Raw genomic sequence first — 13,643 nt, forward strand, 5'->3', positions numbered from 1 at the left:
TTTTGGACTCTATGGCTGCTACCCATTGATCCTGAACAGATGCTTGGAGTGCTGTTTGACCCGGATGGCACCGAACCGATTCAATAAGCGGCCAAATCGCGCAATTTTCTGCTCGATCTGCGCGACCGAAATCTCGGGAAACCGATGGTCATGGTAGGATAACCGGTTGGGTCCGGGCCGACGCATGTTCAGGCTGGTTAATGCGGTTTTCAGGTTGGTAAGTGCCCATCCGCCGATGTACGTCCCGGCAGGACTCGCCGGCGGCTGGGTCCTGCCATAGCCGCTGTCTTCCAGAACATCGACGATGCGTTCGCACGCCAGGCGACCATTTTGCGCCGCCAGGTAATAATCGATGAGTGTCCTGCGCTCCTCGCCCCCCGCAACGCCCAGTTCGCCATGCAGGATCCGGGATAGAGTATCCTCCAATTCATCGAAATTAAACGACTGATAACTGAGTTTGGTGGGCAGGCCCTGAAAATCATAGTCGTAGTATTCATTGAAGGTGGCTAGGTAGGAGATGGCCGGCACCCCCAAGGCATAGGCTTCCAGCCCGGTCGTGCAGCCGTTGTGCACCATCGTTTTTGAAGCCAGAAGCCAGGGAATAACATTTCCTTCATTGGTGACCTTCACACGCCGGCATTGGGCGGCGATATCGTCGTACACTTGGAAATTTTCGCTCGGATGCGGTCGTACGACGATCGTGACATCCGGGAATGCCCGTTCCAGTGCCGGAATGAGCTGCTTGAAATCCTCCAGTATGGCTTGCTTGTGATGCCACAGCCCCTCAGCGAATTCATTGCTCATGCCTATTCCGGCTTGTCCGCGCCGAGATTTTTTTCCACCATCCTTCGGGGGAATGAACAGTCCAATGCTCGGGATGAAGGGATTGACGTCGGTGAAATTGGTATTGACGAGGATGAAATCACCGTAAAGGCCGCGTAGTCTTTCCACCTCTGCTGCAAAGTAGGCACGCATTTCGGGTCTCAGAATGTCTCCTCGCGGATTACCGGTGACGTGGATAGGCATGCCTGCCGGAAGCTGTGGATATTGCTGAAGCAGATCGACATTTTCCTGCCCCCAGGCAAAAATATGAGAGACTTTCCTGATCGTGATGGGAGACAGCCGCAGTGTGAAATATGTGTCGGCCGGTGGGTGAACCAGCGCCTCTTCTTCCCATGCGACAATCTCGTGCCCGAGCATGCGGAGAATCCGGAACATCGAATTGCTCAGGCTGCGCATGCTTTTCGCTAGGTATACTCCACGTGGAAGTGACGCAACCTCGAAATGAATGAAGGCCCGAGAACCAATGACAACCGGAAAACCACGTTCCGCTGCCACGCAAGACAAGAGGAGTTTCGCATCCAGTTCGCGAACTTGATTTTCAACGGGAATGATGAGGGTTGACGCAGATGTTGCCATGTTTTCCAAGCTTCGGGTTAGCAAATCCAGCAACTCATTATCGCATTATCAGTCGAAGTAATCATTCACAACCGCTAACGAAGCAAGTTGGAGCATTCCGACGCGAAGACTACCCTGAACGGGTCCCGCGACTGAGGGCTTTCGGAGATCGGGAACACAAGGGATAGGGGTATAAGGGATACAAGAATATGGGTCATGATTATGACATAGGGCACGGGGAGACGTCCGGGGGGCAGTCGGGGAATCGAATTTACTCTCAAGCGATCCGAAGACAAACGGGGGTAATTATATCCAGTTCTACATTGGTTTAGGACTCACTGTCTGGAGAACCACTCGGGTATGGCATAGAGCACGGGTTTGTAAGTTCACGCTGCTTGACAATGACTTATCCCCAGCGCATCATTCGGGCACGCAAACTAGGCCACAAATCAGCGGGGTCATCAAGCCTGCCGAATGAAGCAGCGCAGACTCCTGGCAGCTTGTGGACTTGAGGGAAATCGGCTGCAAAAGGATCTGGTTGGTCCATATTTTGCCGCTCTTTTGATCAATAGAAATAGAACGACTATTGACCTGCAAAATCGTCAATTCTGTCCTCACTCAGCCAATTTTTTGCTTCGATTCTTCAAGTCCGACAGAGACTGCTGGCCGATGTTGATTTATTCGCTCATTCCCGCGAGGGGAGGATCAAAAGCCGTACCCCATAAAAATATCCGGCCTTTGCGGGGAAAACCCCTGATCGCCCATTCGATTGAAGTCTCCCTCAAGTGTCCTTCCATTCGAAGGACTTTTGTCAGCACCGACTCGGAAGCCATTGCCGGGCTCGCGAGAAACGCCGGCGCCGAGGTACCCTTTCTGAGGCCTGCTGAGTTCGCGCAGGACGATACCCGGGATCTGCCGGTATTTCGGCATTTTCTCGAATGGCTGGAACAAAACCGGGTTCCGCTTCCCGACGCCATTTTCCAATTCCGTCCGACTTCCCCCTTGCGCAGCGTTTCAAAAATAGAAGAAGCGGTTGAGCTCCTGGAAAAAAATCCCGAAGCCGATTCGGTTCGCGGGGTCACGGAGCCGGGACAGAATCCCTACAAGATGTGGACTATCGGAGCGGATGGTTTCATGCGAGCCCTATTGAACGTCCCGGGCATTCCCGAGCCCTTCAACGAGCCGAGGCAAAGCTTGCCCAAGGTCTACTGGCAAATCGGTTATTTGGATCTGATCCGTACCCGGACCATTCTGGAAAAAAATTCGCTCACGGGCACACACATCTTGCCGCTCAAGATCGACAGCAGGGACTCGATCGATATCGATGACGAATTCTCGTTTCAACTGGCCGAGTTTCTGATGGAAAGACAGGGAAGCGTCATTTGAAGGCTCTGGTAGTTGGCCTTGGGTCCATTGGCGTGAGGCATCTCAACAACCTGCATGCACTCGAGGTTCGCGAACTCGGCGTGGTGCGAAGCCGGAATTTCCCACCTCCTACAGAAATCGTCCCCAAAGACATTGCCGTCTTTCAGGATATCGATCTCGCGCTCAGCCGGAAATTCGACCTTGTGGTCGTGGCCAACCCTACCTCTCTGCATCTGGAAACACTCATCAAAGCTCTCCGGGCCGGGTCCCATGTTTATGTCGAAAAGCCAGTCGCCCATGAAAAACGGCGGTTGTCCGAGCTTACGCGTTACGTTTCCCTAGATGGGCCCCGGGTTCTGGTGGGGTGCCAGTTCCGCATGCATCCGGGGTTACGGAAAATCGAAGGGTGGATCAGGCAGGGTAAGCTCGGGAAGATTCATTCGGTGCAGGTCGACCTAGGCGAATACCTGCCTGGCTGGCATCCTTGGGAAGATTACCGGCAGAGCTATGCGGCCCGGGCGGATCAGGGCGGAGGCGTCGTGCTGACGCTTATCCACGAGCTGGATTATCTGCACTGGCTTTTTGGAAAACCCAAGAGTGTGTTTGCTATCGGAGGTCATCGAACGTCTCTCGACATTACGGCGGAAGATACTGCACTCATTACGTTCGAAACCGAGCAGGACATCTGCGTTCAGCTCCGGATGGATTACTGGCGCAAACCGCCTGTTCGCCACATGAACATTGTTGCGGAAAATGCCATCGTCGACTGGGATTATCCTACTCGCCTCACTACTCTGAGGCAAAACGGACAAGTCCTGGATGAGATGGTACTGGTTCCGTCCTGGGACCGGAATGAGCTGTTTCTCTCCATGATGAAAGAGTTCATTGAGGGTATTCCCCGGGGATCAATCCCGCGCGTGACTTTACGAGACGGCATCGAGGTGTTGAAAACCGCCTTAGCGGTTAAAAAATCTCTTCAAACCCATCGGAAGGTTGCGCTATGAATCAAGCCTATAAAGGAACACCCTTCGACCTCTCTGGACGGGTGGTGCTCATTAGCGGCGCTACCGGACTTCTCGGCACGGAATTCGCCCTCGCAGCCGCGTCGGCCGGTGCGAATCTGGTATTGGGGGATCTGGACGGGGGCAGGCTGGAATTACTGAAAAGTGAGATAGCATCGGCGTATCCCGACACGCAAAGCTGGGCTCAGGTGTTGGATGTTACCCGCGCGGATTCCTGTCGGTCTATAGCGCAGTCATGCGAAACCCGGTTCGGTCGCATCAATGCCGTGGTCCACAGTGCCGCGATCGACCCGAAATTCGAGCAAGGTTCCGATACGTCGCATTTTTCAAAATTCACCGAGTTTCCGGGAGAGCTCTGGCAATCCTCTCTTGATGTCAATTTAACCGGCGCTTTCCATCTCGCTCAGGCCACCTGCAGGGTGATGGAAAAAACGGGCAAGGGATCCATTGTTTTTCTGGGCTCAAATTACGGGCTCGTGGGTCCGGATCAGCGCATCTACAAAAAGGCAGGGCAGGAGGAACAGACCTATAAACCTGCGGTGTATTCAGTGTGCAAGGCGGGTCTGCTGGGATTGACAAAATTTCTGGCTGCCTACTATATGAACACATCCATCCGTGTAAATATGCTCACGCCCAGCGGCGTCTGGAATCAGCATGGCTCCGAATTTGTCGATAATTATTCGTCGCGAACCATACTGGGGCGCATGTCGGAAAAAAATGAATACCGGGGAGCGATCATTTTTCTGGTCTCGGATGCATCCAGTTATATGACGGGCGCAAATCTGGTCATCGATGGGGGATGGACAGCATTATGATTCCTCATCACCCCTGTGTCTGAAACTGCTCCCGGAGCAATTCACAGAATTTACCGGATCACGGATTCTCAGGACCCTGCAAGCAGAATGGAAGTTTATACTGCGGCAGGAATATGTCGGTTCATGAGAATTCCTTGCATTTTTTCCTCCTCGCGTCAGCATTTTTCATTTTCCAATACCTCCCAGCAGTGTGCGAGAACCTGAAAAATCAGGGGGTTGCTGGAAATAGCGGCAATTTCATGGTTCAGCCAGAACGAGGGTTTGGTCCAGTTGAAGCTCCCAAAAATCGACCAAGCGTGATCGCCATCCTCCACCAGCACGAATTTAAGGTGCATGGGAAGCCGCTCGGGATTCCGGATACGCCTGAACCGGATTCCGGCGGAAGCCAGCCGTCGTTCCACTTTAGGCGTGACGCGTCTATGCGTCGACTCCGCGAATATTTCCAGTGTAGTGCCCCGCCTGGCAAGCCCTGCCATAACGTCAACCGCACTTTCCGTCCTGATATGTGATGCGACGACACGTATACGGGCACCGCTGTTGACCCGGCTCAGGAACTGCACGACGGGATGTGGACTGACCCGAGGCCAGAAATGAATTGTGGTATCCGCGCCATGGATGATGCGGCTTGCATGGGTCGAGAACCGATAGAAGAGGCCCGGCGGCGACCGGTGAATCTGCCTTGCATGATTCACCAGTCCCTCGACCAGTACCGGATCGTTGAGTCCAACCAACGCATTGTAGCCACGGTCCTGATCACCGATTTCCCGAATGAGCTCGGGATCGTCTTCCGGCATATTGCCCGAGGGATTGAAGGATCCAATAAAGGCAACGGGTTCTGGATGTGAAAAACAGTAGAGTTTCTCGTGTAACTGGGGCTTCCACGATTTTGTCGCGGGTGACGGTACGCCGGGGATGGCTATGATGCGAAATGCATCGCCCAGTCCTCCGGGTCCCGAGAGCATTTTGATCACCGCATCATTGGCGTGAGGAATGCGCGGCCTGCCTTCCAGGCTCAGGGTGACCTGGACGCCCCGCTTGCGCGCCTGAATCAGCGCTTCCGCCAGACGGAGGTCACGAAAATAATAGGTTACCCAGTCAATGGATCCCCCGGAGGGAACAGCTGTGATGTGTGCGGCCAGAACGTCGCGCAGATGACCCGGAGCCTGATGGGGACCGCCAAAGTAAATCTCGACCGGAACGGTCTCCATTTCGCTTAGCAAGCCTGAAGAGGGCGGTCTGGGGGAATGTGCAAGCGACTTGCTCAATTAAGGGATGATCCTGAGGGTGTGATTCTGGTATTCGATGTTTTCATGCCAGCCTGCGGCTTTGCGGATGAGCAGATTCTACTGTAGTTCCGGTGCGTGTCTGTTTCCTGGAAGTGGACGCTATTACGAGGCGGAAGAAATCAACCAGTTCTGGGACATGATGATCGAATGTGAACAGGTGCCGCTGCTGCCAGACCCGCTCACGCGTCGCTCGCAACTGCTTGCAGTCGCGCAACTGTGCGGCGAGCTCATCCACGGTATCAAAAAAAATTCCAATATCAAGCTGCTTTGCTAATGTACGAGTGGCGACGAGAGCATCCTCATTCGCCTTCTGCAGCATCGGCAGGCCGGCCGCTGCAAGGGTACTCAGCCTTGCCGGGTAGTTCAGGTCATCCCAGTTTGCCCGCCTGATTTCCCCTCTGTTGCTGCTTTCGAAGAGATGCAGCCAGCCCGCGTCATATTGGGAGAACTCGGCAGTCCAGTGACTTTGATCCACGTTCGGGTGTAAATGCAGGTAGTCTGGCGCGATTGCTTGGGTTTTTTCAATCCATTGCAGCCATTGTCCATGGGTTATCTCCCCATAAAAATGCAGATGAATGCCATGGTGGGCCAACTCCGCAACATGATGCGGATGCAGCCCGATGGGTCGTCCGGGTGATACGGTATGAATATCCCCTTCGCTTTCAGAACGCAGCGGCGCACGAGGCTGATCAAACCAGTCACGCTTCGGCAGGTCTCCATCCAGCACGTGGGTGGGTTTATCCAGCGACAAACCGGGAATGATGGTATCAAACCAATCCCGCATTTCGGGGCTGGAGAAGATTTGGCCGTTCGAATACCGGTGCAGGTCGATCAGTTGCGGCCAGGTTCCCTTTTCAAGACAGATGAAAGGACCTTCCTTGAAATGCCAGACGAAAGGAATGCCGTGCGTGGCCATCAATACCTCATGTGCAAACGGCACTGCCTGCCAGTTGAGCAATGCATAGATAACATCAGGCTGCACCTGCTTCACTGCTTCGCGCCAGTTGTCGCGCGGCAGGTCCTCCACATGCCCAAAAGGCATCGGCCCTACCGTGTTGTACCAGTACGGGTTCTGCATCCACAGGCCATACAGCTTGTGTCCCCGCTCTTCCAGGGCAAGCACGCGCTCGGCGTTATAGGCCAGTTCTCCTACCAGAAGTATTTTCAACCCGTTGTCGGCACGAGGAGTATCCGGCCGTTCGCGCATTTTTCGGTAATGGTCCGCTTCATCGATCCGATGGCCTACGGTTGTATGAAAGCGCAGCGGTTCTTTGACCCGATAATGGGAGCGAAACGTGTTGATGCCGCCTTCCGGTTCCTGCATGATCTTGTGGCGTTGCATCGGGTGGGAGACCCACTCGCAGGTAAGAGTTCCGCTTTCGGCAAAAGCGCCGAGGGGCCGCAGCAGGCTCCAGTAGAGGCGCTCAAGATCATCCGACTCCAATTCTGCGCGCTCCACCCACCGCACCGGCATTTTCCGATGCATGCACTGCACCAGTTGCAAAGGAAATTCCGGAATTTGCCCAATGGCCTCGCGGTTGTAATGGTGGCGAACGCCTGAACAAGCCAACACAGCGCCTTTCTGCGTCTCGAGGCATGTTTTCAGGCTGCCCAGGTGATCGCGGTAATAAACATCATCGGTTGGCAAGTAAGCGATGAGCGGCGCTTTTGCTTTGGCAATGCCTTCATTCAGGGTGCGACCCAACCCCCGATTTTCGGGAAAGCGATAGTAATGAATGCGGGTGTCGCCCAGGTATGCCGATACGACTTCGGCTGTAGCATCCCGTGAACCATCGTCGATGACGACTGCTTCCCAATCCGTCAAAACCTGCGCCTGCAGGCTGTCCAACGCGCGGCCAATGAATCGTGCTTGCTCATAAGTGGGAACTACTACGCTGACTGAGGGAGAGTATGTCTGCGGCATCATGTTTCCTTTTTATCGTTGTGTACCTGAGGCCGCGTTAACCCTTCGCGGATAAGCAAGTTTAATTATAGAAGCAGAGCCAGTATTTTTTAAGGTTCAGTCACATGAATACCTTTTTCACCTGTTTTCAATTCTCGATGCCTGAGCTTGTGTTTCAAGCAGTGTCACATAACGCGGCAATACATCGGACCCGCCCACGTGAAGCATTTCGTTGATGAAGCGTTGCCGGTGTTCCTCTACATAGAATGAATCGCAGCCATTGGAAAGAAATCCGTCGATTTTCCGGTATACATCATCCCGGCACTTCAATTCCGTCTCCGGCATGAAATGCGCCAGGGTAGAGCGACCGGCGTGCAGGTAGTCGGCAGCGAGCACCGGTTTTTTTCCTTTGACTGCTTCAAATACTACCGAAGTGGCAAGATCGATAATGACATGGGCCCAGTTCATCAGATGAACGGAATGGATTTGGTCGGGTGCCACGCTCACATTGGGGAGGTCACGCAACGAGGTATTTCTGGTCAGGGGTTGTCTCCAGCCGCCACGGGTATGAGGTTTGATCACCAGTTCCACATTCGGAAAAGCTGCAATCATTCCCACAATTTCCTCGACCTCTTCCCAGAAGGTCGTAAAGTTACTCTTTCTCAGGAATATCAAGACTTTAAGGCCTTTTGTTTTCGTGGACTCCTTCACTCTTTTTGGCTCCTTCCCGGGGTGGATAGCAGGCGGGGCGGGAGAAAGTTCTGCCAATTTCACCAGCCACTCGTCACAGTAGCGAGGGGAGCCGAGGACGGCGATGGATTGATCGTCCAGGAATGGGCGAAAACGTTCCGCGCATAACTCGTTGGGGACCACCAGCTTGTCGAATATGCTTGCTGCGGAGTAGAGGGAATTCGGCTTGAGACTCCGCTCGTGATGCCGTATCAGCTGGCTGGCATGCGGACTGTCTCCGTGTGGCAACGAAACCGTGCCCAGACCCTTGCTCCGCGCGAGGGAAACAACCACTTCGACCCATTCCACCGAAACAGGCGAATCCCTTGTGATCCAGTCAAACACCACTACGCCTCTGTCAGCAGCGGTGAAGCTGCGTTCCAGCAATCTGCCGGCAGTGCTGCGCCAGATCGATTGACGCCGGTCTACCCTGTACGCGCGAGCAAGTGCATCGACAAGCGGACCCATTATCGATCGTCGCAAGCGGCTGGCCAGAAGCAGTGTCTGTAGCCGCCACCCTAAAAATTCCCAGGAGGGCAGGAGATCGCGAATATGGGCAACACGCGCCCCCTCCAGTGTACCCAGAAATTCAACACGGTAATCATTACGGAATTTCGGATTGCCTATCAATACAACATCGCACCGGTGACCGGACTCGAGCCATTTTGAGATAACCGGTGTAATATGGTCTATATCATTGTAATGTCGGAGAAAAAAGAGCGCTTTCATATAGGAATTGAGGGAAAGGCTTGCGCCGGAAAGTTGTTTTTTGCCATTACTTCATAGCAACCATGCATAAAGACAGTACAGCTGTTTCAGATCGTCAGTTGTTGCTGCACTTCCCTATGGAAGTTGTTGTCGCAGTTTCTTATGTTTGGTATCGCACGGCTGGTTTTATTCCCGATCATTAAATTTATATGTTAATGTAATCGCGCAAATTCTTTAGCGATTTTCAAATTCAGTGACGGAAGTCATTGCCGCTTTTCCATGAGTGTATTACTTTACTTATAGACTATTCGTACGTCCAACAGATCAAGGAACACCATGATAAATAAGGAACTGGATGCGGGATACCAGGAAGGTAATATTGTGCAGATGCTGACGATAGAGCCGGGGGCCGACCTGAGGGCACCCGAGTTGCAGCGTGCGGCAATCGACATGTTGGAAGGGGGTGGTGTCATCTATCTGCCCAAAAGTGGATTTGAGTTGTCCTGCCATGAGAGAGAGCTGATTTCGGATACGGCGAATATCCTGTCTCGAACGCCAGATGTCGAGGATGGACGTCCAACCATCATTTTTGATCCAGAGCGTGGGCGTATCAAGAAGTATCATTATGCCCAAGTGCGGGGAAAGATGATGCGGGCTCAGGTCAAGAACACAGCCCGTCCCCAGATCGAGGCGATGATGTCGCGCTACAGCAAATGGACAGAGAGTGTCATCACTCAATTGTTTCCCAGCTATCAGGGAGCCTTGGAGCGGAAACGCGTTACTTATCGTCCTTTCCCCCGTAATAACATCCAATCCCTGCACATTGATTCAAGCTACGGCTATCCCACCCAGGGACGAGGCATGCTGCGTGTGTTTTCCAATATCAATCCCACTGACAGGCTGCGTATCTGGCAGCTCGGCGAACCGTTTGAACCCTTCGTGCGGCGCTTTTTGCCTGCCGCGCACCCGAGTGAGCCGAGTTGGATCACCTCTATCCTGGGTCGCCTCGGCATCATAGACGGCCCCAAGACCCGATACGACCGTTATATCGCAACGCTGCGTTCGCTCGGCATGCGCGACAAGGAGTACCAGCGGACGGCCCCGCGCAAGATCATGGAATTTCCTGCAGGCGCGAGCTGGATTGCGATCACCGATCTGGTGTTGCATGGGGCCATATCGGGGCAGCATAGTCTCGATCAGACCTTCTATTTGCCCGTGGAGGCGATGAAGGATTCCTCGCGCTCATCATTGCGCATTCTGGAGAGGTTGGCGGGCAAGGCTTTGGTTTAAGCGTGAGAGGTGCCAGTCAGAGGTGACGCAGCCCCGATAAAATCATGCGGACAATCGTCGGATAAAAGCATCCAGGCGATCAGTTGGAATGAAACTGGGACAAAGTCGCGGGAACGTGTCGGTGGCCATCCATCTGAATCGGTCATAACCTTATCACCTATGCCCCAGACATTTGGCGCCAATACCAGAATACAATGAGTGCCTGGAGTCTCGACAGAATTACGCAGGCATTGAGTGGTGCAATGTGGACGTTTTCCTCTCTGCCTGAGGACAACTCGGCCGCCACTTTCGTCCATCGATGTTTCCGGCGGGAAAGCTGGCGAGGTGCCGGGTTTCGCGAACGCACCCTCATGTATGCAGCCTTACCGTTTGCGCCATTCGTCACCCTGGTGTTGGCTATCGCCTTCACTGCGCTTAACGGACAGGCTATAAAGAAGCGGACCGGAAAAGGGATAATCCGGCAAATCCGGGAACAGTTTGAGATTGCGCTGCGATACGCGATTTTGCCCCCCTGGTATTATATTTTTGAACTGCATGACGGCGACAAGCGGCGGCGCGCTTCTGAATACATCAACCGCTTTGAAGTAAAAACCTGCCTCTACCGCATCCTCCGTGACTACAATGGCGGCCTTCCCATCCCTGCAGAGCGCAGTACCTTCTGCATCAAGGACAAATTATGCTTCCTGTCACGCTGTCGCAGGTTCTCTATTGCCACAGCTCCTGTGTTTTTGATTGTCTCGAAGGGGGAGATCAAAGCAATTGATTGGGGCGGGTCCCTGCTCCCGGAAACCGATCTGTTCGTGAAACCGCTCCAGGGGGAGAACGGAAGGAACGCGGTACGATGGGATTATCTGGGTTCGGGGCAATATCGGCGCAACGATGGTAAACACGCCACCGCTCAAGAGGTGCTGGAGGGGTTATGCAAGGCATCATGGCGCAGGTCTTTCCTGGTGCAGCCCCGGCTTATTAACCATAGAGAAATTGCCGATCTTGCAAATGGCACCTTGGCGACGATACGGGTAATGAGTTGCCGCAATGAGCGGGGCGAATTCGAGGCAACCAATGCGGTTTTTCGAATGGCGCAAAATGAGACCGTAGTTGTCGATAACTTTCACAGAGGCGGAATCGCAGTCAATGTCGATCTTCATACCGGCAAATTGGGAAGGGGCGCCTGCGGAGCGTGGGGATCCACAGGAGGAGGATGGTACGAGCGACATGACAAGACGGGTGTGCAGATTCTGCACCGCGAGCTTCCGTGCTGGCCCGAGTTGCTCGCGATGGTTCGATACGCCCATGGGAGCGCCTTCTCCGACCAGGTGGTAATCGGCTGGGATGTTGCCCTGCTCGACAGCGGGCCGTGCATGGTTGGAATCAACAAGGCCCCCGATCTGGACATGATCCAGCGGATAAGCCGGCGTCCGCTGGGTAACGAGCGGTTCGGAAAGCTTCTGGCATTCAACCTGGAACGCACTGTCGAGGCTGTGCATCAATCTTCTTAAGCGGGTCGGAAGAATCGAAACCAGTGTTCGATTATGCTGGCCAGAACGGGAAGGGATTCGAGCCAAGTATTACCTCGATGACGCATTTGTAACCTTGTTTAGATTTCCTAGGTGGTGCTGGCTGGCCAGCCCTGATTTCTCGGCCGGTTATTTGCCTATACTCCCGCTCTCCAGCTTGTTTATATTGCCTGCATGAGCCCTATTCGATGAATGAGAAAGTCACAGTTCCTTGCAGTCCGATATACGAAGCGCGCGCGTGGCAAGAGGTCGCCGCAAAGTTTGTGCTGCTGTTTTTCGGCATCGCTTTATGGAGCAAATGGCTGAGCCTGGGTACCGGTATCCTTCTGACCTTCATCTGGATTCTCGATAGCGGCCCTCGCAGGCTCGGCCAGATCATTAGAGAGCCACTCGTGCTGGGAATACTCCTTCTGTGTGCGGTAGTGGCGGTGGGACTCCTTTGGGCAGATTATCCGGAGGCAGGGCGAATGAAATGGAGGCGATATTTTGGCTTCCTGGTTTTCATCCCGTTTTTATCGCTTCTCAATAGACACCGCTTGCCTTGGGCGATTGCCGGCCTGCTCACGGGTTACATCATTGTCCTGTTGTCAGGTGTTTACCAATGGGCTGTTTCCGGAGTGCAAGGCATCCCCCCACTTAACATCAGCTATCTCGTGTTTTCCTCCCTGCTGGGGATCGGTGTCATTCTTTTACTCTACCTTGCCACGGCCATCGGCGAGATAAAATGGAAATGCGTCTTGGGGCTCGGGAGCTTGTTTTTATTGCTGATCCAGTTTGGGCAATATGGACGCGGTCCCTTGCTGGCCACGCTTCTTGCCGTTTTTTTGATGGTTTTCCTGACTTATAAAACGGAAAGAAAAGCACTCCTGGGTATCATTGCATCGCTGACTATTGTGGTTGCGGTTCTGGTATACGGCAGTAACAGCTTTCAGGCCAGACTTGAGCAGGTGGAGGTCGAAGCCAAGTTGTCCCAGCAGGGAAAATACGATACCAGCCTGGGCTACCGGCTGGCTATGTGGGATGTCGGCCTGCACGGAATTCTGGAGCATCCGTTCTTTGGCCATGGCACCGGGATGCCGGAAAGCTATTTCGAAAAAACCGTGGCAACCTATAAGGGCGGAATTTACAGGGATTTACCCCAGTATGTAGGAGCGTCTCATTATCATAATGACTGGATCGAGATTGGAATGCATACGGGCGCACTGGGAATTCTGGCTTACGGCTTTTTCCTGTGGAGCTGGTTTCAGACACTGAGAGCGCACCGTCTTCCAGTTCTAGGGGCGGCTTTGGTGTTCTTCATCTTCCTCTCCGGTTTGACGGATACTTTTGCCCTTTACAGCAAGATTCCTACCTTTCTCGTGGTCATCACCGCCATAGCCATAGCCTGGCAGAAGGAAGGAAATTGGCGGAAAAATCAGGAAGCTTCATTCAGCAACTCCCTGCCCGCCCGGTCTCCCGGGCCTGAACGGCTAGAGAATATATGACATGGCGCCGGCTAGGTATGCTTTTCCTCTGCGCACTTGGGCGAGATTTGCCGATATTCCTTGCCCAGGTATCCATGTGCGATGCGATAGTATACCCCCCGCAGCGATTTACCGTTCTCCGTGATG

The 13,643-nt window shown here is 53.6% G+C and carries 10 protein-coding genes; 6 read left to right on the forward strand and 4 right to left on the reverse strand.

Going from position 1 to position 13,643, the window contains the following annotated elements; translation table 11 throughout:
* Positions 1–18: 18 nt before the first annotated feature.
* On the reverse strand, positions 19–1,419 hold the full coding sequence (locus NMUL_RS02150; RefSeq protein WP_011379771.1) for a surface carbohydrate biosynthesis protein: 1,401 nt from the start codon (positions 1,417–1,419) through the stop codon (positions 19–21).
* 648 nt (positions 1,420–2,067) lie between these two features.
* On the opposite strand from NMUL_RS02150, the gene NMUL_RS02155 reads away from it, so the two are divergent.
* Genes NMUL_RS02155 through NMUL_RS02165 form a run of 3 tightly spaced genes read left to right on the forward strand, consistent with a single transcriptional unit; the run spans position 2,068 to position 4,600 of the window.
* A complete protein-coding gene (locus NMUL_RS02155) occupies positions 2,068–2,784 on the forward strand; it encodes an acylneuraminate cytidylyltransferase family protein (protein WP_011379772.1) in 717 nt (238 codons plus the stop codon).
* Entirely contained in the window at positions 2,781–3,767 is a 987-nt protein-coding gene (locus NMUL_RS02160) for a Gfo/Idh/MocA family protein (protein ID WP_011379773.1), read from the forward strand. The genes NMUL_RS02155 and NMUL_RS02160 overlap by 4 nt, the downstream gene beginning before the upstream one ends.
* Positions 3,764–4,600 (forward strand): SDR family oxidoreductase, encoded by an 837-nt coding sequence (locus NMUL_RS02165; RefSeq protein ID WP_011379774.1) that lies wholly within the window; start codon positions 3,764–3,766, stop codon positions 4,598–4,600. Before NMUL_RS02160 ends, NMUL_RS02165 begins: the two co-directional genes overlap by 4 nt.
* A 155-nt stretch (positions 4,601–4,755) precedes the next feature.
* Here the strand turns inward: NMUL_RS02165 and NMUL_RS02170 are convergent, their stop codons facing one another.
* The 3 genes from NMUL_RS02170 to NMUL_RS02180 form a co-directional block, all read right to left on the reverse strand.
* Positions 4,756–5,808, reverse strand: coding sequence for a phospholipase D-like domain-containing protein (locus NMUL_RS02170; protein ID WP_049783050.1), 1,053 nt, complete (start codon positions 5,806–5,808; stop codon positions 4,756–4,758).
* Between the two features lie 100 nt (positions 5,809–5,908).
* Positions 5,909–7,813 (reverse strand): glycosyltransferase family 2 protein, encoded by a 1,905-nt coding sequence (locus NMUL_RS02175; protein WP_202944833.1) that lies wholly within the window; start codon positions 7,811–7,813, stop codon positions 5,909–5,911.
* A gap of 114 nt (positions 7,814–7,927) precedes the next feature.
* Entirely contained in the window at positions 7,928–9,247 is a 1,320-nt protein-coding gene (locus tag NMUL_RS02180) for a hypothetical protein (protein ID WP_011379777.1), read from the reverse strand.
* A gap of 315 nt (positions 9,248–9,562) precedes the next feature.
* Between NMUL_RS02180 and NMUL_RS02185 the strand changes: the two genes are divergently transcribed.
* From NMUL_RS02185 to NMUL_RS02195, 3 genes are all read left to right on the forward strand, one after another.
* Entirely contained in the window at positions 9,563–10,516 is a 954-nt protein-coding gene (locus tag NMUL_RS02185) for a Kdo hydroxylase family protein (RefSeq protein ID WP_011379778.1), read from the forward strand.
* A 194-nt stretch (positions 10,517–10,710) separates the two neighbouring features.
* The gene (locus tag NMUL_RS02190; RefSeq protein WP_011379779.1) at positions 10,711–12,015 is read left to right on the forward strand and encodes a sugar-transfer associated ATP-grasp domain-containing protein; all 1,305 of its coding nucleotides are present in this window, start codon (positions 10,711–10,713) and stop codon (positions 12,013–12,015) included.
* 206 nt (positions 12,016–12,221) lie between these two features.
* On the forward strand, positions 12,222–13,517 hold the full coding sequence (locus tag NMUL_RS02195) for an O-antigen ligase family protein (RefSeq protein WP_011379780.1): 1,296 nt from the start codon (positions 12,222–12,224) through the stop codon (positions 13,515–13,517).
* Positions 13,518–13,643 lie beyond the last annotated feature (126 nt).

Origin of the sequence: Nitrosospira multiformis ATCC 25196 (assembly GCF_000196355.1) — a bacterium.
Lineage (GTDB): Bacteria > Pseudomonadota > Gammaproteobacteria > Burkholderiales > Nitrosomonadaceae > Nitrosospira > Nitrosospira multiformis.

Bases quoted from the DNA above. Each gene is read 5' to 3' on its own strand.
- NMUL_RS02150 (WP_011379771.1), bottom strand. From the start codon at position 1,419: ATGGCAACATCTGCGTCAACCCTCATCATTCCCGTTGAAAATCAAGTT.
- NMUL_RS02155 (WP_011379772.1), top strand. From the start codon at position 2,068: ATGTTGATTTATTCGCTCATTCCCGCGAGGGGAGGATCAAAAGCCGTA.
- NMUL_RS02165 (WP_011379774.1), top strand. From the start codon at position 3,764: ATGAATCAAGCCTATAAAGGAACACCCTTCGACCTCTCTGGACGGGTG.
- NMUL_RS02170 (WP_049783050.1), bottom strand. From the start codon at position 5,808: ATGGAGACCGTTCCGGTCGAGATTTACTTTGGCGGTCCCCATCAGGCT.
- NMUL_RS02175 (WP_202944833.1), bottom strand. From the start codon at position 7,813: ATGATGCCGCAGACATACTCTCCCTCAGTCAGCGTAGTAGTTCCCACT.
- NMUL_RS02180 (WP_011379777.1), bottom strand. From the start codon at position 9,247: ATGAAAGCGCTCTTTTTTCTCCGACATTACAATGATATAGACCATATT.
- NMUL_RS02185 (WP_011379778.1), top strand. From the start codon at position 9,563: ATGATAAATAAGGAACTGGATGCGGGATACCAGGAAGGTAATATTGTG.
- NMUL_RS02190 (WP_011379779.1), top strand. From the start codon at position 10,711: ATGAGTGCCTGGAGTCTCGACAGAATTACGCAGGCATTGAGTGGTGCA.
- NMUL_RS02195 (WP_011379780.1), top strand. From the start codon at position 12,222: ATGAATGAGAAAGTCACAGTTCCTTGCAGTCCGATATACGAAGCGCGC.